Source organism: Paraburkholderia sp. BGA-UO-ETr-F21 (genome assembly GCF_059567925.1).
Genome location: NZ_JCAQOY010000035.1, coordinates 1 through 26,250 on the forward strand (window position 1 = coordinate 1; position 26,250 = coordinate 26,250).

The 26,250-nt window shown below is 60.0% G+C and carries 28 protein-coding genes and 1 pseudogene; 7 read left to right on the forward strand and 22 right to left on the reverse strand.

What is annotated here, in order from left to right:
- Positions 1-448: 448 nt before the first annotated feature.
- The 10 genes from AC57B1_RS20385 to AC57B1_RS20430 all read right to left on the reverse strand — a co-directional run bounded on the left by AC57B1_RS20385 (position 449) and on the right by AC57B1_RS20430 (position 10,394).
- Positions 449-1,993 (reverse strand): amidase, encoded by a 1,545-nt coding sequence (locus tag AC57B1_RS20385; RefSeq protein ID WP_496418460.1) that lies wholly within the window; start codon positions 1,991-1,993, stop codon positions 449-451.
- 28 nt (positions 1,994-2,021) lie between these two features.
- Positions 2,022-2,786 carry an SDR family NAD(P)-dependent oxidoreductase gene (locus AC57B1_RS20390; RefSeq protein ID WP_408345715.1) on the reverse strand — a complete coding sequence of 255 codons (765 nt, stop codon included), beginning with the start codon at positions 2,784-2,786 and terminating at the stop codon, positions 2,022-2,024.
- A gap of 58 nt (positions 2,787-2,844) precedes the next feature.
- Complete coding sequence (locus tag AC57B1_RS20395; RefSeq protein ID WP_496418461.1) at positions 2,845-3,495, reverse strand: ANTAR domain-containing response regulator; 651 nt, start codon at positions 3,493-3,495, stop codon at positions 2,845-2,847.
- A 1-nt stretch (position 3,496) separates the two neighbouring features.
- Positions 3,497-4,651 carry a transporter substrate-binding domain-containing protein gene (locus AC57B1_RS20400; RefSeq protein WP_091808686.1) on the reverse strand — a complete coding sequence of 385 codons (1,155 nt, stop codon included), beginning with the start codon at positions 4,649-4,651 and terminating at the stop codon, positions 3,497-3,499.
- An 80-nt stretch (positions 4,652-4,731) separates the two neighbouring features.
- Complete coding sequence (locus tag AC57B1_RS20405; RefSeq protein ID WP_007176236.1) at positions 4,732-5,718, reverse strand: acetamidase/formamidase family protein; 987 nt, start codon at positions 5,716-5,718, stop codon at positions 4,732-4,734.
- 13 nt (positions 5,719-5,731) lie between these two features.
- Positions 5,732-6,439 carry an ABC transporter ATP-binding protein gene (locus tag AC57B1_RS20410; RefSeq protein ID WP_091801237.1) on the reverse strand — a complete coding sequence of 236 codons (708 nt, stop codon included), beginning with the start codon at positions 6,437-6,439 and terminating at the stop codon, positions 5,732-5,734.
- The gene (locus tag AC57B1_RS20415) at positions 6,436-7,146 is read right to left on the reverse strand and encodes an ATP-binding cassette domain-containing protein (protein WP_408187736.1); all 711 of its coding nucleotides are present in this window, start codon (positions 7,144-7,146) and stop codon (positions 6,436-6,438) included. The genes AC57B1_RS20410 and AC57B1_RS20415 overlap by 4 nt, the downstream gene beginning before the upstream one ends.
- On the reverse strand, positions 7,143-8,204 hold the full coding sequence (locus AC57B1_RS20420; RefSeq protein ID WP_408346429.1) for an ABC transporter permease subunit: 1,062 nt from the start codon (positions 8,202-8,204) through the stop codon (positions 7,143-7,145). The genes AC57B1_RS20415 and AC57B1_RS20420 overlap by 4 nt, the downstream gene beginning before the upstream one ends.
- Before the next feature lie 18 nt (positions 8,205-8,222).
- The gene (locus AC57B1_RS20425) at positions 8,223-9,092 is read right to left on the reverse strand and encodes an ABC transporter permease subunit (protein ID WP_496418462.1); all 870 of its coding nucleotides are present in this window, start codon (positions 9,090-9,092) and stop codon (positions 8,223-8,225) included.
- Between the two features lie 66 nt (positions 9,093-9,158).
- Positions 9,159-10,394: an urea ABC transporter substrate-binding protein gene (locus AC57B1_RS20430; RefSeq protein ID WP_091801246.1), complete on the reverse strand. Its 1,236-nt coding sequence runs from the start codon at positions 10,392-10,394 to the stop codon at positions 9,159-9,161.
- 724 nt (positions 10,395-11,118) lie between these two features.
- Here AC57B1_RS20430 and AC57B1_RS20435 point away from each other — a divergent pair.
- The 3 genes from AC57B1_RS20435 to AC57B1_RS20445 all read left to right on the forward strand — a co-directional run bounded on the left by AC57B1_RS20435 (position 11,119) and on the right by AC57B1_RS20445 (position 13,993).
- Positions 11,119-12,327 carry an MFS transporter gene (locus tag AC57B1_RS20435; protein ID WP_496418463.1) on the forward strand — a complete coding sequence of 403 codons (1,209 nt, stop codon included), beginning with the start codon at positions 11,119-11,121 and terminating at the stop codon, positions 12,325-12,327.
- A 208-nt stretch (positions 12,328-12,535) separates the two neighbouring features.
- On the forward strand, positions 12,536-13,015 hold the full coding sequence (locus tag AC57B1_RS20440) for a CreA family protein (RefSeq protein ID WP_496418543.1): 480 nt from the start codon (positions 12,536-12,538) through the stop codon (positions 13,013-13,015).
- Positions 13,016-13,123: 108 nt separating this feature from the next.
- The gene (locus AC57B1_RS20445) at positions 13,124-13,993 is read left to right on the forward strand and encodes an ADP-polyphosphate phosphotransferase (RefSeq protein ID WP_496418464.1); all 870 of its coding nucleotides are present in this window, start codon (positions 13,124-13,126) and stop codon (positions 13,991-13,993) included.
- A 56-nt stretch (positions 13,994-14,049) separates the two neighbouring features.
- Here the strand turns inward: AC57B1_RS20445 and AC57B1_RS20450 are convergent, their stop codons facing one another.
- From AC57B1_RS20450 to arsD, 3 genes are all read right to left on the reverse strand, one after another.
- Positions 14,050-15,015, reverse strand: a complete 966-nt coding sequence (locus AC57B1_RS20450; RefSeq protein WP_496418544.1) for a cation diffusion facilitator family transporter — start codon at positions 15,013-15,015, stop codon at positions 14,050-14,052.
- A gap of 212 nt (positions 15,016-15,227) precedes the next feature.
- On the reverse strand, positions 15,228-17,003 hold the full coding sequence (arsA, locus tag AC57B1_RS20455) for an arsenical pump-driving ATPase (protein WP_496418465.1): 1,776 nt from the start codon (positions 17,001-17,003) through the stop codon (positions 15,228-15,230).
- 13 nt (positions 17,004-17,016) lie between these two features.
- Complete coding sequence (gene arsD, locus AC57B1_RS20460) at positions 17,017-17,565, reverse strand: arsenite efflux transporter metallochaperone ArsD (protein ID WP_496418466.1); 549 nt, start codon at positions 17,563-17,565, stop codon at positions 17,017-17,019.
- An 87-nt stretch (positions 17,566-17,652) separates the two neighbouring features.
- Here arsD and AC57B1_RS20465 point away from each other — a divergent pair, with 87 nt between their 5' ends.
- On the forward strand, positions 17,653-18,171 hold the full coding sequence (locus tag AC57B1_RS20465; protein WP_408345701.1) for a hypothetical protein: 519 nt from the start codon (positions 17,653-17,655) through the stop codon (positions 18,169-18,171).
- Between the two features lie 67 nt (positions 18,172-18,238).
- A complete protein-coding gene (locus AC57B1_RS20470; protein ID WP_408345698.1) occupies positions 18,239-18,586 on the forward strand; it encodes a carboxymuconolactone decarboxylase family protein in 348 nt (115 codons plus the stop codon).
- 75 nt (positions 18,587-18,661) lie between these two features.
- On the opposite strand, the gene AC57B1_RS20475 is transcribed toward AC57B1_RS20470, so the two are convergent.
- The 4 genes from AC57B1_RS20475 to AC57B1_RS20490 form a co-directional block, all read right to left on the reverse strand.
- The gene (locus AC57B1_RS20475; protein WP_496418467.1) at positions 18,662-19,183 is read right to left on the reverse strand and encodes an aspartate carbamoyltransferase; all 522 of its coding nucleotides are present in this window, start codon (positions 19,181-19,183) and stop codon (positions 18,662-18,664) included.
- A gap of 250 nt (positions 19,184-19,433) precedes the next feature.
- Entirely contained in the window at positions 19,434-19,865 is a 432-nt protein-coding gene (locus AC57B1_RS20480) for a DUF6691 family protein (protein WP_408345692.1), read from the reverse strand.
- Position 19,866: 1 nt separating this feature from the next.
- Positions 19,867-20,301, reverse strand: coding sequence for a YeeE/YedE family protein (locus AC57B1_RS20485; RefSeq protein ID WP_408345689.1), 435 nt, complete (start codon positions 20,299-20,301; stop codon positions 19,867-19,869).
- Between the two features lie 15 nt (positions 20,302-20,316).
- On the reverse strand, positions 20,317-20,634 hold the full coding sequence (locus tag AC57B1_RS20490; protein WP_091801279.1) for an ArsR/SmtB family transcription factor: 318 nt from the start codon (positions 20,632-20,634) through the stop codon (positions 20,317-20,319).
- Positions 20,635-20,734: 100 nt separating this feature from the next.
- On the opposite strand from AC57B1_RS20490, the pseudogene AC57B1_RS20495 reads away from it, so the two are divergent.
- Positions 20,735-20,893 (forward strand): annotated as a pseudogene (locus AC57B1_RS20495) (MBL fold metallo-hydrolase); the annotation flags it as partial.
- Positions 20,894-21,457: 564 nt separating this feature from the next.
- On the opposite strand, the gene AC57B1_RS20500 reads toward AC57B1_RS20495, so the two are convergent.
- From AC57B1_RS20500 to AC57B1_RS20515, 4 genes are all read right to left on the reverse strand, one after another.
- Positions 21,458-21,769: a hypothetical protein gene (locus tag AC57B1_RS20500; RefSeq protein ID WP_496418468.1), complete on the reverse strand. Its 312-nt coding sequence runs from the start codon at positions 21,767-21,769 to the stop codon at positions 21,458-21,460.
- A gap of 150 nt (positions 21,770-21,919) precedes the next feature.
- Entirely contained in the window at positions 21,920-22,615 is a 696-nt protein-coding gene (locus AC57B1_RS20505; RefSeq protein WP_496418469.1) for a glycine zipper 2TM domain-containing protein, read from the reverse strand.
- 185 nt (positions 22,616-22,800) lie between these two features.
- Positions 22,801-24,090, reverse strand: coding sequence for a CDF family Co(II)/Ni(II) efflux transporter DmeF (gene dmeF, locus AC57B1_RS20510; RefSeq protein ID WP_496418470.1), 1,290 nt, complete (start codon positions 24,088-24,090; stop codon positions 22,801-22,803).
- Between the two features lie 8 nt (positions 24,091-24,098).
- Positions 24,099-24,374, reverse strand: coding sequence for a metal/formaldehyde-sensitive transcriptional repressor (locus tag AC57B1_RS20515; protein ID WP_496418471.1), 276 nt, complete (start codon positions 24,372-24,374; stop codon positions 24,099-24,101).
- A 224-nt stretch (positions 24,375-24,598) separates the two neighbouring features.
- On the opposite strand from AC57B1_RS20515, the gene AC57B1_RS20520 reads away from it, so the two are divergent.
- Positions 24,599-25,276 (forward strand): type 1 glutamine amidotransferase domain-containing protein, encoded by a 678-nt coding sequence (locus AC57B1_RS20520; protein WP_496418472.1) that lies wholly within the window; start codon positions 24,599-24,601, stop codon positions 25,274-25,276.
- Positions 25,277-25,441: 165 nt separating this feature from the next.
- Here AC57B1_RS20520 and AC57B1_RS20525 read toward each other — a convergent pair whose 3' ends face one another.
- The gene (locus tag AC57B1_RS20525) at positions 25,442-26,248 is read right to left on the reverse strand and encodes an alpha/beta hydrolase (protein WP_496418473.1); all 807 of its coding nucleotides are present in this window, start codon (positions 26,246-26,248) and stop codon (positions 25,442-25,444) included.
- Between the last annotated feature and the right edge of the window lie 2 nt (positions 26,249-26,250).

Here is a 26,250-nt window from a genome sequence, read left to right on the forward strand (position 1 = left end):
AGCCTCCGGCGCCGGAGGATCGACGCAGGGTAAGCTTATGCCGCCTCGAAGCGGACATTTGAACTTGGCTAAAAGCGGACATTACAACTTAGCCTCTACACAAAAATTGGTGATAATTTATCTTATGTAAAATTACTAATTACCCGTTGACTGTTCACTTCAGCCCGGCATTCGATCGGCCATATGGGTTTCGTCCGGCGAGCCAGTCACCTGCAAGAAAGCTGCGCCGTTCTACCACCACATCAGCGCGATATCCCGTGAAGCCCGTCGTCAGCAAATCGCCCTCGCCGCATCAACGAGGGCTCGTGAAAGTGGACGATTCCATGCGAGCTCGCGACCTGAAGCCGTCGCAGCCGCCGGTTAACCGGGGCCGGTCAGGAGATCGGATCGACCCGCAGATTCGCCGTGGGTGAGATGCGAATGACCCTGGCGCGTGACGTCATCGTGATCAACGCTCGTCGCGTTGCCGATCCGAGCGCGCAGTGAGGGCCATATAAGCATACGCAAACCCTAACAAAGCCCCCTCATCCCATTGCCGCCCCACAAAAATCAACCCAAATGGCGCACCCGACGCATAAAACCCCGCAGGCACCGCAATCCCCGGCAAGCCCGCAATATTGATCTCGCCTACCGTCGTCTCCTGAATGACATCCTGACCGTGAAGCGGAGGCAGTTCACCTCGCATCTGCGGAAACACCAGTGCATCGAGCTGTTGCGCATCCATCACCGCATTGAAAATCCGCAGATAACGGGCCTTCACTTCGACGAACTCAGGCATCTCCGGCGGCACCGATGGATCAGCCAGCGCGGCCGTGAAATCCGCGAGACTATGCAGATACCGCAGTATCCCTTGCGCCCCAAAAGCATCGTCATCTTTCGTCGCCGCAGCGAATTCCGCGAAGGTCTTGAGCGACGCATGCTTGCCGAGCCGCTGAAGATACCTTTCCAGATCGTACGGAATCGACTCCAGACCGCGCGCATCGAAATGCGCCAGCGGCGGAGTCGGCTTCCTCAGTTCAGCGAACCCCGAGCCCGCGAACGGATCGTCGACAAGAATCGCACCCAGACCGACCAGTTCGTCCTTGACCCGCTCATACAGCGCGGCAGCTTCATCGGACAAAGGCTGATTGCGCCAGCCCGCGCCATACAGGCCGATGCGCTTGCCGTCCAGCGCTTTCGGGTCCAGCGCCGCGGTATAACCGCCTTCCGGTTGCCGGCCGACGCTCGCGAGTGTTTTCGGGTCTTCGCTCGAATAGCCCGCGAGCACGTCGAGGCACAGCGCGGCGTCCCGCACGTTTCGTGCAATGGGCCCCACCACATCGCGATTACCCGACAGCGGCACCACGCCTGCATTCGGCACCAGCCCGATAGTCGGTTTGATTCCGACGAGGTTCTGCGCCGACGCGGGGTTCTGAATCGATCCGCCGGTCTCTTCCGCCAGGCCGAGTACGGCCATGCACGACGCCACCGCCGATGCCGTGCCCGCACTGCTGCCGCCCGGCACCCGATCGGGCATCACGACATTGATCGTGGGGCCCGCCCAGCTATCGTTCGCATGCGAGCCGGTGTGGCTCAGGATCGGCACGTTCGTTTTGCCGAGCAGAATCGCACCCGCGCGGCGCATCCGTGCGACGACCGGCGCATCACGCTCGGGCATCAGGTCGACGCCGCCTCTCTTGCTGTACAACTTCGCCCATCCCGCGGTAGTCGGAAAGCCGACCATGTCCATAGGATCCTTGATGACGACCGGCACGCCGGCAAGCGGACCCAGCGGTTCGCCGGCAGCGCGCCGTTCGTCGATCCGGCGCGCGTCGTCGATAGCCGCCGGATTCAGGAAAATCACTGCGTTGTACTTGCCGTTGTCGCGCTCGATTCTGTCGAAACAGGCGCGCGCCAGCTGCTCGGCCGTGAATGTGCCCGCCTTGAAACCCGCCTGCACGGCCTCGACCGTCAGGGCGTCCAGATCGATATCCATCGCACTGCCTCGTTCCATTCCATGCTCCTGTTGATTTGACCGTGTGTCAGAGCTGCACGCCGCGCGTGAGTGCTCCATCGACGACGAAGTTCGTCCCGCTCACAAAGCTCGCCGCCGGACTCGCGATGAACGCCACCGCGTTAGCGATTTCCTGCGGGCGCCCCATGCGCCCAGTCGGATTCAATGCGAGTGCGCGTTCGAATAGCGCCGCGTCGTTATGCTCGATCCAGTCCCACACGCCGCCCTCGAAATACACATTCCCGGGCGAAACCGTGTTCGCGCGAATGCCCTTCGACGCGAGCTGGTTCGCGAGCCCCTGCATGTAATGAACGAGCGCGGCCTTGAACACACCATAAGGACCCGCGGCGAAATCGATCTCGCGTCCCGAGACGCTCGATATCGCGACGATCGACGCGGCCCGGCTCGCTTCGAGATACGGCATCGCCGCATCGACGAGATTGACGGTGCCGAGCAGATCGGTTTCGAATTCCTTGCGCCACGATTCAATGTCGTTGCCGATTGCGAGCGCGCTCACATTCGCCACGACGATGTCGAGGCCGCCCCACTCCGAGCCGATACGCTCGACCCACGCTTTCAGCGCGGCACCATCCGATACATCGACTGCCGCGCCCGATGCGCGCGCGCCGCTCAGTTCGGCGAGCGCGCTAACGGTCGCCTCGACGGCAGCCTGATCGCGTGCGCAAATGGCGACCTCGGCACCTTCTGCTGCGAGCGTGCGTGCAATGGCGAGCCCTATGCCCTTGGTGCCACCGGTCACGATCGCCTTCAAACCCTTCAGTTGCAGATCCATGTTCGAAGCTCCTGTGCAGGTGTTTGCGTGTCCGTTAATCGATCGAGCGACAGCGCGCTCACTCTTTATCGCGCCCCTCGTCTGACGACATGCCGCGAGAAATCTGCAGCACTTCGCCTGCCTGAATGACGGAGTGACAGATGTCGTCGATAGTTATGCGCTTCTCCATCGCCTGCGCGCGCAGCATGTCGTACGCTTCGCGTTCGCTCACGCGATGCATGGTCATCAGAATTTTTTTCGCTTCCTGCAAATGCCGGCTGTCGAGCAGCTTCTGTTCCAACTTGGCGATACGCTGCGCGTGCTGGCGCGAACGCTTTGCGTGATATAGCGCCATCACCACCGTGGACAGCAATCCCGAAGCGCGCACCGGTGTCGTTACGATGCCATCCGCGCCGAGCTTGATCGCCTGATCGATGAAGGTCGGATTCTCGTAGGCCACCACACAGATCACGGGCGGCGCATCCGGCCCCGACCATTCGCCCTTCGGCGCGCGCTCGTCAGGCCGCAATGCACGGAACACGAGGTCGACGCGCTCCGGCAGCGTGTCCACGGGCGGCCAGCATCGCTCGACCTGAAAGCCCATGCGCCGAAGGTGGTTCGTGAGCGTCACCCCGTCGTCGTCGTCGGGATGAAAAACGACCACGCGCGCATTGCGCTCGAGGATCGAACTCGTGAGGCTGCGTTGGCCTCTGTCCGGGCGCGCGCTCACGTCAGTAGTCCCGCGTGCTCAATTTCGTGACCCAGTCCCCGAGCGTCTGACGCGTCATGTAGGGATCCGGGCCGACGGCGAACTTCGATTCGCGCAGGATAGTGAACTGGCCATCGGCATTGACGCGGCCAATGCGCGGATAAAGGGCCATGTGATGATTGACCGGATCGATGCGCACCCGGCCTTGCGGCGCGGTGAACTCCGAGCCGAGCAGATGCGGCATGATGGTGCCGAGCTCATCCGAGCCGGCACGCGCGAACGCTTCCGCGAACATATGCATCTGATAGTAGGCGGCTTCCCAGTTCATGTCGGTCGGCGTGTGCGCGCCGAAGCGCGCCTGATGATGTCGCACGGCGCGATGATTCTCCGGCGTATCGATGCTCTGAAAATAAGGCGCAGCCGTGAAATGCCCTGTCGCGATGCCGCGTTCCATTGCGTGAATCTCGGTCTCGGAGGTGTTGAGGCTGCCGATCGGCATGCTGGCCGGATCGAGGTCCGCGCGCGCATAGGCCTCGTACAGATAAGGCACTGTCTCTCCGATCACCGTGCAGAAGATCCAGTCCGGCGACTTCCGCCCGATATCCGCGACCACCTGGTCGAACTGGTCGCGCGTGGCATCGAGCGACAGATAGCGCTCGCCGAGGATCGCGCCTTCGGGATGCTGCAGCAGCAATTCCTGCATCGTCCGGTTGCATTCGTACGGATAGACATAGCTCGAACCGACAAAGTACACGCGCGCGCCGAACGTCTCCGTCATGAAGTCGGCGAGTTGCACACCGTTCTGGTTCGGCGACGCGCCGCTGTAGATAATGTTGTCCGAATACTCGAAACCTTCGTACATCTGCGCGTAGATCAGCAGCCGGTTGTGCTTCTCGACGACGGGCAGCATCGCCTTGCGGCTGGTCGACGTATAGCCGCCGAAAATGGTATTGACGCCGTCCTTCACGATAAGCCGCTCCGCCAGTTCCCGAAACGCGGCCGGATCGGAGCCGGGATCGTAGTGAAGCGCGACGAGTTCGCGTCCGCCTATGCCGCCGCGCGCGTTGATCTCCTCGACGGCGAGGCACGCGCCGCGCCATTGAGACTGTTCGAGCAACGCGGTCGAGCCGGTCGTCGAGCTAAGCAGGCCCACACGGATGGGATCGGATAATGCCATTTCTTGACGTGCTCTCGGATGCGCGCGGCGCATAGGCTCCGCGCTTTGGTCGTCTTACTTCGATTCTTCCGGTTGATGCGTTACTTCAGGTAGTGCTTGGCGACCATCGCGCCGACCGTATATTTTGGGTCGACAAAATTACCGAGACGTACCTTGCCGACCTGGCTCAGCATCATGTACGCATCCCACTTGTCAAAGCCATACTCCGCCGCCATCCACAGCACGAGTTCACGATAGGCGATGCGCGTCGCGTCCTCCAGCGGCCGCGCGCTGCCGATGCTCATCAGCGCGTCCTCGTTTTCCAGACGCGGCCAGTCGATCTGCCACTTCTTGATGAGATCGACCCGCACGGTAGTTGTGCTCTGATACTCGACGGCCGTGCCGCACACTTCGCCGTCGCCCTGACAGGCGTGCGCGTCGCCGATGAATAGCCGCCCGCCCGGAGAGCGCACCGGCAGATAGGTGATGCTGCCCGGTCCCATGTCAGGCACGTCCATATTGCCACCGTGATTGTCGGGCGTGAGCGAATTGATCGAATCGATTTCGGGAGAAAGACTCAGCGTGCCGATATGCGGTTTGTACGGCAGCGTATTGCGTTTGCTCCAGTACACGTTCTCTTCGTCGATCTTTATCTTGCGTACGATTTCCGGCAACGGCTCGTTGAGCAACGCCGTGTAATCCGTGCCGGTCAGCCCGCCGAAGTTCGGGATCATGCAGCAGAAGCCGTGCGGATCGTCGCCGCGCGGCGCCATCTTCTCGATGTATACCGCGACCACGTCGCCCTTCTCCGCGCCTTCAATCATGATCGGCCCATTCTGCGGATTGAGAAAAGGCACCTGTAGCACCTGCGAGGGCTTGTCGGTCTCTTCCCTGATCTTGCCTTCGAAGGCGTCGCGCGTTTCCACCACCACGCGATCGCCCGGCTTGACGTGCAGAACAGGCTGCGAATAAGGGCCGATCGTGTAGTGATAGGTCTTTTGCATCTCCTCGGTGAGATGATGCTCCACCGGCTCGCGATCGGCGCCGACACCGCGCTTCATCATGATCGATTCTTCAAGCCATTTCATGTTCCGCTCTCCGTCACAGTGCCAGATACTGGCGAATCAATTGTTCGTCGCCGAGTTGTTCGGGGCTCAATGTCTCGACGATACGGCCCTTGTCCATCACACAGCAGCGATTCGCGATACGCTCGACCATGCCCATATCCTGTTCGACCAGCACCACGCCGATACCCGTGTCGTGCGCGATATGCTGCAGCGTGTCGCCGATCAGATCGACGATGGAAGGTTGAATGCCTTCGGACGGCTCGTCGAGCAACAGCACCTTCGGCGCGCTGATCAGGGCGCGGGCAATCGCCAGCTGCTGCTGTTCGCCCCCGCTCATGGTTCCCGCCTTCTGCGTATAGCGTTTCTTCAAAATCGGAAAATAGCCGACGACTTTCTCTTTCATGCCCGCGGCGCGCGCCCGATTCGCCTGCGCGCCGACCTGCAGATTCTCGGCAACGGTCAGCGCGCCGAAGATCTCGCGCCCTTGCGGCACATAGCCCATACCGCTCTGCGCCCGGGCATACGGCTTGTCGTGGCCGATCGCATTGCCTTCGAGTCTGATTTCGCCGGCATCGAGCCTGACAAGACCAATCAGCGCGCGCATCAACGTCGTCTTGCCGACCCCGTTGCGCCCGATGAGGGCCAGCACCTCGCCTCGCCCGACGCCGAACGACACGCCGTTGAGCACACGTCCGCCGCCATATCCCGCTTCAACGTTCGACACCTCCAGCAACGCGCTCATTTCTTCTTCCCCAGATAGACTTCCGCGACGTCGTCGCGCGCGAGGATCTCGTCGAGTGGCCCATCGGCGAGCAGACTGCCGCCGTGCAGCACCGTGACGCGCGAGGCGATCTGCTTGACAAACGTCATGTCGTGCTCGACCACCATCATCGTGAGGCCATCCGCCGACAGCCGCTTGATGAGTTCGCCGGTTGCATGCGTCTCTTCCACCGACATGCCCGCCACCGGTTCATCGAGAAACAGCAGCTTCGGCCGCAACGACACGGCCATCGCGATTTCGAGCCATTGCTTCTTGCCGTGCGACAGGTTGCGCGCGAGCATGTGCTCTTCGTTCTCCAGCATGAAGCGCCGCAGCAGTTCGTCGAGACTCTCGGGCCGGTCGTCCTTCGCGCGATGCAGCGACAGTTGCAAATGCTGACGCACGCTCAGATCGGGAAACACGCCGGGAATCTGGAACTTGATACTCATGCCCATACGGATGCGCTCGTGCGGAAGCACATGGCTCATGTCCTTGCCGAGAAACATCACGCTGCCTTCGGACGGACGATGCTCACCCGTGATGAGCTTGAAGAACGTGCTCTTGCCCGCGCCGTTCGGCCCGATCACGCAGCGAATCTCGTTCGCCTCGATACGGAAGTCGATGCCGTTGATCACATGCGCGCCGCCGAAATGCTTCTTGAGCCCGCGCGTTTCGAGCAGCGTGGTCATGATTTGCCCTCCTCTCGCTTCAGACATGCGCCGGCGTGGCGCGAAGCGCCGCTCGTGCGGCTCGACAGACGCCGCAGATGCCGCGCGACGAACGGCAGCAGACCTTCCGGCGCGGCCAGCACGACGATCAGCAGAATCGCACCGAGCAGGATCAGCGCGTACTGGCTGCCATATACCGCGAGATTCTGCGAGAGCCACACGAGCAAGGCGGTGCCGATGATCGTTCCTCCAATGCTCTTTCTTCCCGACGTTGCGACCCAGATCACCGGCATCGCGGCAGCGGTGAGGCCCATTGTCGACGGCGTGATGTAGGAACCCCAGATCGTGTACAACGCACCCGACAATCCGCCCAGCGCGCAACCGAGCACGAACACCATCAGTTGATGACGGCGGATATCGACGCCGAGCATCTCCGCGCGCTGCGGATTCTCCCGGATAGCGATGAGGGTCAAACCGAAGGTGCCGTCGAGCAGCCTGCGCATGATCGCGTAGACCGCGATCAGCAGAAGCAGCACGAGGTAGTAGAAGCTCACGTTCTCCAGCGTGAGCGGGCCGCCCGGCCACGGAATGGTCAATTGCGGCATGCCGCCCATGCCGTTGTAGCCGTTCAGCCGCGCCTCGCCGATCGCCCATTGCGGCCCTGCTGTCTGCGACATGAAGGTTTCGAGCACGAGCGTCACCGACAACGTGACGATGCCGATGAACACGCCCTTGATGCGCCCATAGAAAATCATGTAGCCGATCAACGCAGCGACGACGATGCTCACCACGATGCCCGCGCCGAGCCCGAGCCACGACTCGAACCACGTGTCGCCATAGTTGAGCGTGAAGATACCGTAGGTGTAGCCCGACAACCCGAAGAACGCGGTCTGCCCGAACGACAGGATGCCGCCGTAGCCCCACATCGCGGCGAGCCCGAGCGCGCTGAACGCCCACAGCAGACAGTAGGCGAGATTGCCGCTGGTGTTCGCATCGACCACGAGCGGCAGACATAGCGCCACGAGCCACGGCACCGTATGCAACGCGCGCGTTGCGGCGCTGGTCGAAGGCCCTTTCATTTGCGTCACGTCTGCCTCCTAGCGCAAGCGGGTGAAGAGATTGCCGAGCCCTTGCGGCATCAGCCGGATCACGACGATAACGGTCACCAGCAGACCGATTTGTCCGAACAGCTGCCCGTAGGACGCCGTCAGCGCGGTCTGGATGATCGCGAGCACGCCGGCCGCCGGTGTCGTGCCCGCGATCACGTTGGCACCACCAACCACTACCGACACGAAGGCCTGCACGATGAAATTGCTGCCCATGGTCGGCACCGCCGTCATGGTCGGCGCGTAGAGCGCGCCGGTGAGGCCCGCGAGGCCCGCGCCCAGCGCGAAGGTCAGCGTATAGAGCCGGTCGGTGCGCAGACCGAGGCATTGCGCGATATTCGCGTTCTGGATCGTGGCGCGCGCGCAGACGCCGTAATTGGTTTTGAAGAACAGCAGGTAGAGGGCGAACAGGATGGCGAGCGCGATACCGGGCAGCACGGCACGATACGTCGAGAACGAATACTCGCCAAGCGAAAACGAGCCGAACGGCGTGCCGATCCCTTCGATCGACGGACCCGCGACGAGCAGCATGGTCTGCTGCACGATCAGGCTGATTGCCCATGTTGCCACGACGGAGTCGAACAGACGGTCATAGAGATGGCGAATCACCAGCCGTTCGATGATGACGCCCGCGAGCGCCGCCGCAAGCGCGCCGGACAGCATCGCGAGCGGCAGCGGCGCACCGTGCTTCGCCGTGATGATGGTCACGTACGCGCCGCACATGATGAACTCGCCATGCGCGAGATTGATGACCCCCATCATGCCGAAAATTACCGCGAGTCCGAGCGCCGCGAGCACCAGATAGGCGAAGTTGTCGCCGAACTGATAGATGAGCGAATAGAGAACCGACAAAGTGGCCATACGTGCTCCACGTTCAGGAGGCCGGTGCGCACGAGCATGCTGCTTTTCCCGCGCGCCGGCTTCGGATCAGGACTTCTTGGGCAGGTTCGACGGCGTGTATTGACGATGGTCCGGCCGGTTCGGCAGGTCGCAGCCGACCTTGCCGAGCCAGTAGGGCTGCACGTCTTCCCAGACCTTCGGAATCTCAACCGAGTGGTCCTCCTTCACGTGCACCAGATAAATCGTGTGACTCGCGTGATGGCTCTTCGGATCGATGCAGACCTTGCCTTGCGCGCCGGTCGTGCAAATGTCGCCGCTTTCGAGCGCTTTGCGTACCGCGTCCTGATTCGTCGACTTCGCCTTTTCGACCGCGGCTTTGTAGAGGTAGAGGGCGTCGTAGGCGTTTGCTGCTTCCTGGTTGATGTACGGCTCATTCGGAAACTTCGCGTGGAAGCGCTTCTTGAAGTCGTTGCTGGCGGGCGAATCGACCTCTTCGACGTAGTTCGCCGTCACGTACATGTCCTTCAGCGCAGGCGGTTTGAAGCGCTTGTGCTCATAGGCCTGACCGACGTTCACCGAACTCGCCATCGGCAGATTCAGATGCGCCGACGCCTGCTGCTCGTAGTACGAAGACTGATTCGCGCCGACCAGCAGTGTGACGACGAAGTCGGGCTTCGCCTTCTGGATGTTCTGAATGGTCTGGCCGAACTGCGATACCGAAAGCGGAATGAACTCCTCGCCGACCATCGTGCCGCCGTTTTCCTTGACGATGTTGCGAACCCACTCCGCCGAAATCTGCCCGAAGTTGTAGTCGGCCGCGATGGTGTATACCTTCTTGCCGTACTTCTGCATCATCCACGGAATGAGCGTCGAAAATTGTTGCTCGGGCACCGCGCCGGTAACGAAGGTGTTCGAATCGCAGACGCCGCCTTCGTACTGATTGTCGTACCAGTAGAGCTGATGCGCGCGGTCCATGATCGGGCGGATCGCCTCGCGCGATGCGCTGGAGAACGCGCCGAAAATTACATCCGGCTTGTCGGTCTGCACGAGCCGCCGGGCCAATTCCTGAAACTTGGTGTTGTCCGACTGTGTGTCGTAAGCGATCAGCTTCACCGGGCGGCCAAGAATGCCGCCCTTCGCGTTGATCTCGTCGACGGCGAGTTCCGTGGCGTGAATCTTGGGAATCGTGGCCAGTGCGAAATTCCCCGAGGCGTCTTCGAGCAAGCCGATCTTCACGGGATCAGCGGCGCTCGAAGCGAGCGAAGTCAGTGCGAGTCCTGCGGTAAGGGCGAGACGCATCCAGCCCGACAGCTTCAGCAACATGCGGGTTCTCCAGAGAGGGGCGCCAGACGTGAGCGCTGGAACAAGGAAAAAAACGGGCACAAAAAAAGCCCCCTGACGAACGGCGCGTTCGTCAGGGGGCTTCTGTGCCGGGTCCTCGGGCGGACATCTTTGTCGGGCCTCGAGGGAGTGACTTGAGTCTAAAACGCCATATTTTTATTTGTCAACAGCGGTCAAAAATTTTGAGGGGCCTTGCGAGAGGGGGGCTGGGAGGGGGCAAGTCGATACCGGGTTCTCCGATTGGTGAAGCGTGGTGGAGTTAGCGGCGTTGTCCGACTGACCGACATTAAATGATGCTGTTACGGATGGCGCTGCCTGCTTTCTTCCTCTTCTATTCGCTGACAGCGGTTGCAAACGTCTGCAGCCGGCGTCGACGAATGGGCACTTTCGACACTGAAGGGACGCCTGGATACGCGGCCGAGTGTCCGTTTGCGAGAGAACCTGGTCAAGACCGGGAATCATGGTTGCGGCTATCATCGCGATATGAACGGCAACCGTATAGCGGATCGCCTGCACGGTATTGGCGTAAATAGGGTCCCAGAGGGTTCGCAGACACGAACGGCGCGAAGTCTTCTGGCAAAAAGTACGTTGCACGCAAGTTCGGCGCCGCACAGCTGTGGACCAATTAATTGTTCCCACAACTTCGTCGATAAGGTGACGTGCAACCGTATCGACGTCGAAACCGGGAATTCCAGAATCGAGAAAAATGCAAAGAGACATCAAGCCTCGCCCCCGCACACTCAGTCAGATTCCCAAAGGTATCTGGTTGCTCGGCTTCGTCAGCATGTTCATGGACGTCTCGTCGGAGATGATCCACAGCCTCCTTCCGATGTTCCTGGTGACGAGTCTAGGGGCAAGCGCCGTGATGGTTGGCCTCATTGAAGGCGTCGCCGAAGCGACCTCGCCCATCGTGAAAATCTTTTCCGGCGCGCTAAGCGACTACCTTGGCAACCGGAAATGGCTCGCTGTCATTGGTTACGGCATGGGCGCGCTGAGTAAGCCACTATTTGCACTAGCACCGACGGCGGGAATTGTCCTGACCGCGCGGGTGGCAGACCGAATCGGCAAAGGCGTGCGAGGCGCGCCGCGCGATGCGCTCGTGGCCGATATCACTCCCCCGCATCTGCGCGGCGCCGCGTATGGCCTTCGCCAGTCGCTGGACACTGTCGGCGCGTTTTTGGGTCCGTTGCTCGCCGCCGGCTTGATGGTGCTTTGGGCAAACGACTTCCGCATGGTGTTCTGGGTGGCGGTCATTCCCGGCATCGTCGCAGTCGGATTGCTTGTGATTGGCGTTAGGGAACCTACGCATCGGTCAAGCGCGACGCGCGCCAATCCGTTGAAACTCGAAAACCTGAAGAAGCTGAGCGGGTCGTACTGGTGGGTGGTATTTGTCGGCGCGGTTTTCGCGATTGCTCGGTTTAGCGAAGCATTTCTCGTCCTGCGCGCGATGCAAGGGGGTATACCCGTGGCGCTAGTACCACTCGTCATGGTAGTTATGAACCTGGTGTATTCAGCGTCAGCTTACCCCTTTGGCAAGCTAGCCGACTCCATGAGCCACACCCGACTACTGGCCATTGGTCTCGTCGTACTGATTCTGTCGGATGTCGTGCTTGCGCACGGAAGTCACTGGCCAGTCGTGCTAACCGGCGTCGCTCTGTGGGGCTTGCATCTGGGCCTCACGCAAGGTTTGCTGGCGACCATGGTTGCGAAAGCTGCGCCGCCCGATCTGAAAGGGACAGCGTTTGGTTTCTTCAATCTCACTGGTGGATTGGCGACTCTTGTGGCAAGCCTCGTGGCCGGTGAGCTCTGGGACAGGTTGGGAGCAAGCGCAACATTTTATGCGGGAGCGGGATTCTGTATCGCGACGCTGATTGCGCTCTTTGCCATGACGCATTCTCCTTGGGATGAAACATGAACTGAGACTGGACAAAAAATGTTCAGTCCGGTGCCGACAAGCGCCCCATCCGTACCAGGTACCCACTTTCAGAATGCCGCCAGGTGAACGCGCAGGCGTTGACCTGCGTCAAGTAGCTGAATTCCCGGTGAAATAGCCTGAATCAGCTATCCATCGCTGCGACGTTGCGCGATCGGCGATCTGACTACCGCATACCCGGAGGTGGATGATGATCAAGCTGGTTTCAGGGCGGGCAAGCATCCTGGGCGCACTACTGATATTTTCGTCTACCACTGCAGTGATAGCCAAAGAGCTGGCGACGATTGAAACACATAGCCAGCGATATGGTTCTCACATCGCCATTTCGGCTTACGACGATCCTCTCGTGAAAGGCGTGACATGCTATGTGTCAGAGTCGCATTCCGATGGTGCGCTGGGAAGTGGACGGATCAGTCATGGGGCTGATCTGACGGCATCCTGCCATCAGACAGGCAACATCCGGGTTGCCGAAGCTGTTCCCAGGCAAGCGCAGGTATTCACGACCGAAACAGACCCAAGTTTCGACTCGCTCCATATCATCCGCGTGCTGGACACCGAGCGGCACTCACTTGTCTACTTCACCTACTCTGAAAGCGAGGTTGCAGGGGATCTGCCGGGCCGCATCTACGTGATCAGGCTGCCGGCAGGCCCCCGGATGCCCACCAGATAGATAAGCTATCGCGCCTTCTATCCCCTGTCTCGCGGCCACGACTGCCGTAATGACGCCAGCGTCCCCTGGCTACAATTTCAATGGAATTGAGCGGTTACGAGGATCAACATGGAGATCAACTCGCGAGAGTTTCGTGTCCCGGAAGGTGGAAGGGTCAAGCTCGAAAAATGGCCGACAAAAGTGGATCCCGTGTACAAGTCACGAGAACACTATCAGCAATTGCTTGGTGATCACGTCGGCCGCCTGAGTGCTTTACAGCAGTTGCTTTATGCGAGCAATCGGTATGCGATTTTGCTGATCTTCCAGGCGATGGACGCGGCCGGTAAGGACGGCGCCATCAAGCATGTCATGTCTGGCGTAAACCCGCAGGGTTGTCAGGTATTCAGCTTCAAACATCCCAGCCCCACTGAATTGCAGCATGACTTTCTGTGGCGCACCACTCGCGATCTGCCGGAGCGCGGTCGAATCGGCATCTTCAACCGGTCGTACTACGAGGAAGTGTTGATCGCACGCGTCCATCCCGAGATTCTCCATAACGAGGGCCTTCCAGATGCACTGCTTGATGAGAAGACCGTGTGGCATGACCGCTATCGTTCAATCCAGGATCTGGAGTTGCACCTCTGCGGAAATGGCACGCGAATCGTCAAGTTTTACCTTCACATCTCCAAGGAAGAGCAGCGCAAACGCTTTCTGCAGCGTATCGACGACCCTGAGAAAAACTGGAAATTCAGTGTTGCGGATGTCGAGGAGCGGAAGTACTGGAAACAGTATATGAAGGCCTATGAGGAATGCTTCAATGCAACGAGCACCCAGCGGGCTCCCTGGTACATCGTGCCAGCTGACGACAAGGAGAACGCGAGGCTGATCGTGTCGAGAGTCGTACTTGAGACGCTTGAGGAACTCGAAATGACCTATCCAAAGGCGAACGCCGAACGTAGAAAGGAATTGCAGTCAATTCGCGCGGAGCTTGAAAAATAAGGAATGGGAAATGAGCGAAGTCGAGACTTGAAATCGACGCTCCACGTCGCTCGCCGCTATATCGCCGTGTCGCCTCGATGCGTCGAAGTCATGGTCACGGGGACGCCCAGGCGCCGCGGATCGACATGGGTCATCACGTTGAGCACGCGGTGGCGCGCCATCACGCAAGCACGCGCCGCGACAGCGATGTCGTGCCCCTGCTCGACCGACAAATCGGCATCGATCTCCAGATGCACATCAACGAGGATCATGTCCCCCATCTTGCGCGTGCGCAGATCATGTACGCCGAGTATGCCCGGCGTCGCGCGCAGCGTTTCGGTTATGGCCTGCACCTCCGCGGCATCGGCCGCCCTGTCCATCAGGTCGTGCAATGCATCCCAGCCGAAGGACCCGCCCATCTTCACCACCATGCCGCCGACGATCAGCGCGGCGACCGGATCCAGCAACGGATAGCCGGCAAGGTTGCCGACAATGCCCAGTGCGACAACGAGAGAAGAAGCCGCGTCCGAGCGCGCATGCCATGCATTGGCGACCAGCATGCTCGATTTCACGCGCGTTGCAGCCGCAAGCATGTAGCGAAACAGGCCTTCCTTCGCGACTAGAGCGGCAAGTGAGACCCAGAGCGCGGCGAGATGCACGGACTGGATCGTCTCGGGATGTTCGAGTTTCAGGACCGCGGACCAGAGCATCCCACCGCCGACCAGCAGCAGAATCAACGCGAGCGCAAGCGATGCGCCAGTCTCGAAACGTTGATGACCGTATGGATGGTTCGCGTCGACTGGCTTCCTGCTGTGGTGACTGGCCAGCAACACGACGAAATCAGCGATCAGATCCGACAGCGAATGAATTCCGTCGGCGATCAATCCCTGCGAGCGGGACAGGATGCCCGTGATCACCTGCCCGATGCTCAGGGCGAGATTCACCGCGACGCTGACCCAGGTGCTGCGAGACGCCGCCGCGGCGCTGGCGGAGGCATCTACGGTCTCGTCTTCCGGAAAAATCGGGGATGTGTCCTGTTTCATTTCGTGCCTGCCGCAGTGGGATGTCGGGTGAGATGAACGCCCACCTTGTTTGACCGCCAGAGTTTTGGCAGTTGTTTTTTTGGAGTTCGACTGCGATGTCCGGCTGGCCGCGTCCACAAAAACCAATCCACGATGAACGGCAATTCGTCCCGCCATAGGTACGAGTGCGGAACGCTACCACGCTCACTTTGCGCACGCACGGCGCGCCCTCGCTAGGCGCTTTTCTGCACTATCGGGCGGCCGCGGACCAACTCTTCCAACCCTCGTAGACCGACGGGTGGACGCGCCTGCCACGGCAACAAGGCGGCCCGCTTCGAATCCTGCTCCATAACGCGCGCGATGAATGGCATTTCGTAGCGCCCTCGCTCGGCGAGGGCCGGATCGTGGGTTCCGCTTGCGAGCAGACTCTGGTCAATGACCCAGGCGTATGGCTCGATCTGTGCCCGACGCAGGTCGGCTTGCAGTCGTTCTGCTTCATGAACTGGCGTCGCTTCGGCGAGCGTCACGATAAGCACGTGCGTGAACTGCGGGTCTCTAAGCCGCGGCAGAAGCTGACGAACCGCTTCGGGCATATCGCCTTGCGTACGCATGACTTCGCGATGATAGGCCTCTGCTGAATCCATGAGCAGAATGGTGTGTCCGGTTGGAGCCGTGTCGAGTATCACGAAAGCGTTCCGGGCCTCATCCACCGTGCGCGCGAATGCGCGAAAAACCGCTATCTCCTCGGTGCACGGCGACCGCAGGTCTTCCTCAAGCATCGCCTTCCCTTGCGCATCGAGTTGAGTCCCGGCCTTGGCGAGAACCTCAGCGCGATAGCGGCTAACCTCCAGTTCCGGGTCGATGCGACTCACACTCAGGCCTGGAAGGGATTCCTGGAGCGTCCATGCTACGTGCGCGGCCGGGTCTGTGGTGGAAAGCAGGACTGCATGGCCGCGCTGCGCCAGTTCAAGCGCTATCGCCGCAGCCACGGTCGTCTTGCCGACTCCGCCCTTGCCCATCGTCATGACAAGGCCATGCCCCGCCTTCTCGAGCTCGTCAATGAGCGGCAGAAGTCCGCCAGGCAATTCCACGCCAGGACGGACATCGACGCTGGGCGTGGCAATCCGCGCCGGGTGCAAATACGCGTCTAACGCGGCCAGTCCAGCCAGTCCCTTGGGAATAAAACCCGTTTCGCTTCGCGGAAGTACGGCGAGACCCGGTGGCATTGCCTTGACGGCTGCAGCCTGCTGTTCTTCCATCGCACAAGCAATGTCATCGTCAGAAGAGACCGCCTTGAAGACACCATTGACCGCGAGCACCAGGTTTCGAACCCCCAGGTCGGCCAGTTCGACACGGGTTCGCTCCGCCTCACGGAATGCGGACGCCTCCGGCCTCGCCACGAGGACCACGGTAGTGCGGTCGTGATCGGTCAATTGGGCAACGGCGGCGGCGTATAGTTGCCTGTTTTGCTCGAGGCCTGCCAACGGGCCCAAGCACGAATTACCGGTTGTGTTAGTCGACAGGAAGTTACTCCAGGCCGACGGCAGCGTCAGCAAACGCAAGGTATGCCCTGTCGGGGCAGTGTCGAAGATGATGTGGTCATACGCCTTCGCGGTGATACCACCGCCCAGCAGTTCGGCAAACGCATCGAATGCCGCTATCTCGACCGTGCAGCCACCAGAAAACTGCTCCTCCATGCTGCGAATTGCCGCGTCGGGCAACACCTCTCGATAGGGAGCAACCATTCGCTCGCGGTAGGCAGCCGCAGCGAGCTCGGGGTCGATATTCAACGCATGGAGGTTGGGGAACCCGTTGACTGGGGTCGGCTGCCCACAGAGTTGAGTCTCGAGCACCTCGTCGAGGTTCGAAGCCGGGTCGGTACTGACAAGCAGCACGGCCTTACCCTTTTCAGCCAATTGCAGCGCCGTTGCGCAGGCGAGCGACGTCTTGCCGACGCCGCCCTTGCCGGTGAAAAAGAGATGGCGAGTTGTAACGGCAGGAAGTGTCATATCGGTGTGCCGGTTAACATTCGCCGGGCTTGCAACCGCAGGCTCCGGCCTTGATGTGCGGCTTTTCGGCGGCGGGAATCTTGAGCCCCAGTTTCTGAATCAGTTGGGCAAGTGACGGATACACCCCGACGGAGATGATCCGGCCATCCACCGTTGCGATGGGCAGACGGTCCATACCCGCATGCAGTTCCCGTATCACCTCAGGATTTGCCGCAAAGGCTGCCGCATCGTGTCCGAGGCCGTGCCGAACGACTTCGACACCATGTTCAGCCAGCCACTGAAGGTCGGCGCTGAACTGAACCAGCGCTGGGTCCACGTCCACGCCGCAGACGCCGGTCGCGCAGCACATAGCCTGCTCGAACACATCAAGTTTGCTCATCATTGCTCCCACGAATTCCGCCTGTCGGCCATGCCGCGGCCGCCTCCACTTCGTCATGCTCGTCCCTCCGAAGCAGGCGTCATTGACCTCGGTCAAGTCACAGACGATGGAGCGGCATTTTTCACACATGGAGAATCCGATCACTTGCGAATCGACTCCAGCTGCTTCATTGACGAGCGTCAAGGGAGGGTCGGCCCTGACATATACCCTTGTAATGCACGATGACAACACATGCCCTGTCGTCACGTGGCACATCTACACGGGGGAGATATGAAGAAGCTCTTTGTTGCGATGGCCGCCGGTATCGCGTTGACATCCCCGGTCCTGCAAGCTGCATCCAAAGACACGGGTGCACCGCACAGCACTTCAAAAACGCAGCCTCCGGGTGCTGTGGAGTTCGATAAGAATCTCGCCCAGCTCCAAGAGCAAATGAAGACAATGCAGGCGCAGATGGACCAGATTCGCAAAACTCAAGACCCTCAGGAACGCCAGAAGCTGCTAGAACAGCACTGGGCCACAATGCAAAGTGCGATGACAATCATGCACGGAATGTGGGGCCCGGGAATGATGGGTCATGGAATGGGCCCGGGAATGATGGGGGGCGCCGGGCCCGGAATGATGGGAGGCTGGGGGCATATGGGCGGCTATTACTCGCGCCTGACACCCGAGCAACTGCGGCAGCGTCAATACATGACTGACCAATACCTGCAGATGCAGCAGGAGATGATGAACAACATGATGTTGCAGCAGCAATACCGCGGCGGGCCACCGCCCGCCAGTACAAAGTAGACATGGCTGAACAATCAATCGCGGTCGACCTCCCAGCCATAAAAGCCCGCCAACCACAGGAGCGGACATGAGCGGTATCTCCAACTTCAAAGATCTGACAGGCGCGGTATCGGTTCAGATGCGAGCGATGCGCGCATCGCAGCCTGACTTGATGACCGCATTCGGCCAACTCGCTGCGGCCGGAACAAAAGACGGGGCACTGAACCGAAAGACGCGGGAGCTGGTCGCGTTAGGGATTGCGATTGCCTGTCGTTGTGACGACTGCATCGGCTTTCACGTCCAGACGCTGGTGAAGCTGGGCACGACAAGGGCCGAGCTGGAAGACGTGCTCGGCACTGCGGTCTATATGGGAGGCGGCCCATCAATGATGTATGCCACCCATGCGTTGAGAGCCTTTGAGGAGCTTTCGCCCTGAATATCAACGTAGCCGGATTTCTGCCGGTTTCTGTTGCGCAATTCAGTTCCCCGACAAAGCGTCGTAACGTGGGACTTACTGCGGCGCCATGTCCGCATGATGATGCATATGCCCATCCATCGCATCAGCACCGTGGTCCGACAGTTGCGCGTCGAACCATGCGTGAAGTGACGACACCAGATTCGGGTCATTGCTGCGATAGGTGAGCTCGCCTCCACCTCTAATGTCCTTATACGTAATCGATATCTGACCAGGCTTTGCCGCCCTGAGTTGCGCCAACCCGGGCATGTCGGCTCCGTGAGTCCGGGCGGGCCCCGAAAAGTCGCCACGCTGAAACTGCGTCTGTATTTCACTCAGATGCTTGCGAATCAGCCGAATTTGGCGGCTATCAGACGGGTTTTTCGCAATTACCTGCTGGCTCCCACCATCGTCCGATTTGGTGAAGATGTGAGTTGTGGCCTTGAGGCTGAACGGCATGACCTCCGCACCTCGCTGCGCGACGTCGGCCTGACGTTCAGCGTCCGCCGCGAACGATTCAACCGCCGCGCCCAGGCCTGCCATCACGATAAGCGTAGTAAATAATGTGCCCGGCTTCATTGAATGAGATTCCTGCGTAGTAGACAGTGATAGCCGATTACACTCAATCCCCTCTCGTGCCGGCCACAATCATGTCAAGAACAAAGAGCAGCATGGGTAATGCCACGATAGCGTCGCCAACATCCGTCAGCGCCAGAATCAGCGCCGACAACAGTTCCCTGTAGCATGCTGACTGCAACCATGCGCTCCATTCCTCCCCGCTAGAAGCGCGGGAATTGCGCGAACGGATCACCAATCCGTGCGCAGCGTGTCAGCCCTGCTGCCGACTCAATTTCGCGCGTTCGAAGCATTCGAACACAGCCATGCCACCGAGCATTGCGGCCACAAAACCCCATGCTTTCGGAAAGCCAGCGCCCAGTGCGACCAGCGCGGGTCCCGGGCAAAATCCCGCGAGCCCCCAGCCGATGCCGAATACCGCACTTCCCAGCACAAGTCTCAACGTCACGTTGGTACTGGCAGGAATCTGCATGGGGAGCCCCAGCAGGGATTTCTTGCGGCCTTTTGCGAACAGGAACGCGATAGAGCCGATGGCTATCGCGCCGGCCATCACGAATGCGAGAGAGGGATCCCATCGTCCCGCGATATCGAGAAATCCCAGCACCTTCGCCGGATTAGCCATGCCCGACACCATCAGGCCGACTCCAAACAGAAGGCCGGAAATTAAAGCAGCGAGCAAACCCATTTCAACCTCCAAGCAGATGCCTTGTCACGAACACGGTCATAAAACCGCTTGCCATGAATGTTGCTGTCGCGACCAGCGAACGGATAGAGCCGCGCGAGACGCCGCAGACACCATGACCGCTCGTGCAACCGCTCGCGTAACGCGTGCCTATGCCGACAAGAAAACCCGCAACGAGTATTTCGGTCCACCCGGCCTGGATATCAGGCGCTACCGGGTTTCCAAGCAGGCTTGCCAGCACCGGCGCTCCAATCAACCCGGCAAGAAAAGCGACACGCCATCCGGCATCTTTGTGTGGCGTGCCAAGCAGCCCACCGAGGATGCCGCTGATGCCAGCTATACGTCCGTTGAATAAAACAAGCACGGCAGCCGCGGCGCCGATCACCAGGCCGCCAGTCAATGACAGGCCCGGCGTAAAACTCGCGATATCAATCGACATGGCCTCTCCTCACCTTCATTGGGCGCAAAACTGGTCGTACAGGACGGTCATGACCGCAATCGCTTCCTTGCTCGCGATGGAATAAAAGATGCTCTTTCCCTCCCGCCGCGTCTCAACGAGCTCGTTATCCCGAAGCACCCCAAGCTGTTGTGAGAGTGTGGGCTGACGTATGCCTAACTGCTCTTCCAGGTCACTCACGCACAACTCGCCTTGGGACAACTGGCACATCAACAGCAACCGGTCGGGATTGGCCAGCACCTTCAGGAGACCACAGGCTTTCTCCGCCGATGCCTGCATTACCGACAGATCGATTGGGGCGGACTTCTTCCTCATCTCACTGTCCTATAATTTGCACATTGATAATATATCAAAGTATATATTATTTGTGAAAAAAATGAACGCCATCTGAGGATTGTCGGAATGCAGCTCATAGTTCGGCCATCTGTTTCGTGAAGATGGAGAGTTTTTCATTGGCGGCCTGACCGCGCCCGCCCATACGCCTGCCGATATGGCCTACGAGATCGGCGATGAGGTTCTCATAGGTGACACGCTTTTCATGCCAGATCTTGGCCCCGCGCGTTGCAATTTCCCCATTCCCCCGGGACGGCGCAAGCTATTGCGTTGGCACCCCGCCCGCGCAGCTGTCGAATGTGCGCTCGCAACCCTCTGCATCGCTTTGGCGGAGAAGTCGTTCGTTCGATTGCCACCACAGTGCGTCGCGGGTCGTTGCGAACCCGCGTGGATATCCGATCGACCTCGGCAACGCCAGGTCATGCAGCGACCTTACCGGGGGAATCCGGCGTTTCGCTCGACCAAGGTGGTGGAATGTTGATTCACCGCAGCCGCGCCAAGTGCGGCTGCGAAGCGTTAGTTACTGGATTGTGCCGGCCGCTTGTGCAGGTCGTTCCCGTCAGGCTGCGGTTTGCCAGGGGCCATGCGCGACCGGCATCGATGAGTGAATGCACACAAGGGCTTTCCTTGCGCCAGCGAGCATGCACAACGCCGCGCTGCCGCCGTAGCTATTCATGCCACACGATCATCTGAGGTCGTTCGAAGGCGGTTGATCTCACGCCCAAAGATTGGCCGTTCAAGGTGACGCGCTTCGAACCACGTTCGCGAGCGTTCAGTCTCGCATCTGCGCGCAGCGACCCGCAAATCAATCGTCATCGTCGCCGCGGTGATGGTGCTCCCATCCGCGGTGGCGGCCGTGGTCATGCCACCTGCGTTCGTCGCCGTAACCCCCTTCATAGCGGTATCCATAGCCATAGACCGGTGCCGGGGCGTACACCACTGGCGGCGGTGCTTCATAGACCACTGGCGGCGGAGCCTCATAGACGACCGGGGGCGGAGCGGCATAGACGGGCCCCGGCACACCGAGAAACACGCCGATATCCGCATGTGCGAGAGCCGCGCTGGATGCGCACGCGGCGCAGATTCCCGCCGCCAGAAAAAGGGTAACGCGTTTCATGGAGATCTCCTGTATCGCCGGCTTCTGGCGAATACCAGGCAATGGCGAACAACGCGGATTTTAGAGAGGCGCACGGACGCAGGTGCGTCCGAAGTGTCAGTTCTGTAACCGGCAGTAACCCACTGCGAAAACTGCCGGTTACAACCATCATTACGACACGCTTAGCGAGTCTCCGGAAACATGGACGCGCTCACCCACCTGGACCGAAGGCTGCGTCGAGTAATTGAAATTCCGGTAGCTGCCGTCCTGCATTCTTACCTGCACCTGGTAGCTCGTCGCCTTGCGCACCGCATGCTCGATGCCGTTGCCTGCCAATCCGCCACCAACCGCTCCTGCAATCGTTGCCAGCACGCGACCGCGCCCTCCTCCAACCTGGTTTCCCAACAGACCGCCGGCGACAGCTCCGCCTACGGCTCCAAGACCCGTCGTTGATTCGGGTTCCTGAACTGTATTAATGGCCACAACTTCGCCGCCATTCGGGTCGACGGCGACCGGCCTCGGTGCGGGCTGTACCGAGTTTTGATAGGCGTCGTTGTTTCCATATCTCGGAGCCTGCTCGGGCGCCGCGCTACGATGATGATGGACGCCTGGTTGCGCTGGCGTCTGCTCATGCGTGACGCGCTGCTCCGCGACCGGTTGCGGCGACGTTGCCGGGGCGCTGGCGATTTGCGCCGCCACAGGTGCGGCCGCCGTCGAAGGCGCGGTCGTTGCCCGTGACGTTGGCAGAATGCCGGTCATCGCAGCGATGCCTGTGGCACTGGCCAGGATGACGGCCACAGCCGCACCGGCAACCAGGGGGTGAATACGACTGCGTTGCGGCGGATTGGAAGTCAGGTTGGTGTTCATAGTGCGCTCCGTTGACGTATGTCAGCAAGAACGCGGAAGCCGGTAAATTGGTGGACGCAACGCCGGCAAGATTTGTAAGCACTTGTAGCATTTCCCGTCGACTGGTCGGCTCGGGGTTTCATCGAGAAACCGACGCTGTAGCGTCCAGCGCCTCAGGCTATGGCACCAAACTTGACTACCTTTGTTCAGGCAACCGCCTGTGCAGGTTGTACTTCAACCGTGACATGCGAGAGGCCCTTGAAACGCTTGAGGACCGCGTGATAGAAGCGCGAATCGCGATGCGATTCACTGGTCGCGACGGACACCACAGCGCTCATATGGCCGGGGCCGAGTCGCCACACGTGCAGGTCGATGACCTTGTCACCCGAGTCTTCAATCACCTGGCGGACGTTGTCCGCCATCCGTCGGTCGGGGTTGATGTCGAGCAGAATCGCGCCTGTGTCACGCATCAGTCCGTAGGACCAGTTCGCAATCACCAGTGCTCCAATGACACCGGCGAGCGGGTCCATCCAAAGCCATCCAAATGCGCGCGCCAGCAGGAGGCCGACAATAGCCAGCACCGAGACCGCTGCATCTGCTATCACGTGGATGTAGGCAGACCGCATGTTGTGGTCCCGAATGGCAGCATGATCCACCTCGTCGTGATGCACATGTTCTTCGAATTCGACCTCGTACTCGCCGCCCGCCATCCGCACCACAGCTTTAAATGCGTGCGGCTCCGGAATGAGGTCTTTCGACTCCAGATACCCGCCCCGCTCTACTAAATCAAACACCTGTCGCGATCCGTCAGCTCGTACGGTTGTAATGGTTCCCCCGGCCGCTTCCAGCTGCGAACCCGCAGTGGCAGGCGCAACCCGAAAGACTGGAGGTACACCGTCTTCGAAGATAGACACGTCAAACACGCCGGACGCGGTGAAGACCTTCTGTGCGTCGTCTTCGTGCGCATGGTCGTCGTGGCCATGCTCATTACCGTGCCCGTGCCCGTGGCTATGAGCATGGCTATGACCGTGATGGTCGCCGCCAAGAAGCCAGACACTCGCGAGGTTCACCAGCAGGCCGACTGCCGCGATAGGAATCGCCTCACCGAAATGGATGGGTACCGGCGAAAGGAAGCGTGACACTGCCTCGTAGCCAATCAGCAAGGCAATCATTGCCAGTACGATGGCACTAGTAAATCCCGCCAGGTCGCCCAACTTGCCCGTACCGAATACGAAGCGGGAATCCGTGGCATGTTTGCGCGCGTACGTGTAAGCCAGTGCGGCAATCAGCATCGCACCCGCGTGCGTCGACATGTGGAGGCCATCGGCGACGAGCGCAAGCGACCCGAACAAACTGCCACCGACGATTTCCGCGACCATCATGGCCGAGCACAGCGCAATCACCGCCCAGGTCCTGCGTTCGTTCTGCTCATGGGCTGAACCCAGAAAGATGTGGTCATGCCCCGCACCGAACGCGGCACCTTTGAAATCACTCATTTTTGACTCTACTTGAAATAGCTGTGAACAACTTCGATGAGCTGTTCGGTCGCGCTGACATCAGGCTCATCCGCGCTTTCCGCATCGACGAGATGATTGCGGATATGGTCCTCCAGTACGACGGCAAGCAGGCCATTCATCGCTCCGCGGCAACTCGTAATTCGCTGCAGAACATCGGAGCAGCCATGCTCTCCCTCGAGTGCCCGCTCAATGGCTTCAACCTGCCCCTTGATACGGCGAACGCGGTTGAGAAGTTTCTGTTTTTCATGGACCGTATGACTCACCGCGCTCCCCAGACACCCCTTCAGGGCGAAAAATAGACTTAAGTTTGACATAGGGGGTGGGGGTATCTGTCGGTTTCGTCAAGCCGACCTTGCGGATTTCGGCTAATACCGCCTTGCTCGTATTCGAAGGCCCATTTGTGTGACCTCGCAACCTTTGCCCACAACCGTGGTCCGAATGAAGCACGTCCCGCTGACAATTCAGCTGCTCAACATTGGAGGTTGTGATGAAAATCCTGATGGTTTTGACGTCCCACGATCAACTTGGTAACACAGGAAAGAGGACCGGATTCTGGCTCGAAGAATTTGCCTCACCCTTTTATGTATTCAAGGACGCGGGAGCAGAGATTACGCTAGCTTCGGTCAAGGGAGGCCAACCGCCGCTTGATCCAAAAAGTGACGAACCAGACGCGCAAACCGAGTCAACGAAACGCTTTCGCGCTGACAAGGAAGCGCAGGCACTGCTCGCTCATACCCATCCGCTGTCGGAGGTTGATGAAGCGGAATACGACGCGGTCTTCTATCCCGGCGGCCACGGCCCGCTGTGGGACCTTGCCGAGGACTCGAAATCCATATCGTTGATTGAAGCATTTCAAACAGCGGGAAAACCGGTTGCGTTTGTCTGCCATGCGCCTGGCGTCCTTCGGCACGTGAAGGGCACCGACGGAAAGCCGCTCGTGAACGGGAAAAAGGTCACCGGCTTTTCCAATTCAGAGGAGGCTGCAGTCGGGCTTGTCGACGTGGTTCCGTTTCTTGTCGAGTCGGAACTGCAAAAGCTTGGCGCGCATTACAGTAAAGGACCGGATTGGGCGAGCCACGTGGTGGTCGACGGACAGTTGGTGACGGGGCAGAACCCTGGCTCATCGGAGGCGAGCGCAAAGGCAGTCATAAAGATGCTGGGCTGAAATGCGGCGCGGTAGTCGACACCCGAGCAGTGCGGTGTCGACTCTGTGGTCTCGCCAGAGGGCGGGTGACCTTCCTCGCGGATTCGGCCAGTTAAACCGCTGCGCGTGTGCGGCACAACAGGCCTCATCAACGCGAAGACACAGCGCTTCCGTTCAAGCCTCGCTTCATGCGGCCTTGAGCCATTGCAGAACCCGTCCCCAGTCTTGCGGCGCCATGGCGCCGAACCAGTCGTCGTGATCGGCGTTGGGCAACAGCATGAGCCGGGCATGATCGTGCTCGCTCGCGAAACGTCGTGCATGCGCGACCGGAATCAACTCGTCTCGCTGCGCCCCGATGATGACCAGCGGCCCCTCATAACGCGATACGGCGGCGATCGAATCAAAGCGGTCGTGCAGTAGCCACCGCACCGGGAAAGCCGGATACTTTTCAGCGGCCACATTCGCAAGCGAGTCCCACGGCGTAATAAGCACGACGCCCGCGATTGCCGACTCGTTGCCCTTGACCACTTGCGATGCCATGCCCGCGCCGAGCGACTCACCCACTAGATAGACTGGACCGCGCCATTGCGAGAGCACGGATGCCAAAGCTTCACGGGAAGCAACCGTCGCCGCTTGCATGGTGCGCTCACCTCCCCGCTTGCCGTGCCCCGGATATTCGACAATGACGACCCGATACCCGGCGCGTACGAATACATTGGCGAGCGGCAGCTTGGTCTCCGCCGACTCCTCGTTGCCGTGATAGACGATGAACGTACCGCGCGGTTCGTGCTCCGTCGGCGTGACGACGTAACCCGCGTACGCGCCTTGCGCTTTCCACGCGTCAATGTGGTTACCCGCGTTCACGACCGTGCGAAGATCCGCCGCGTCCGGCGTGGATGGAAGCAGCATGCGGTCCTGCATCAGATACAGCGTCAGCGCCGCGCCCAGATAGGCGGCGACAGCGAACCATAGGGCATAGGTGAGCACTCGCATGC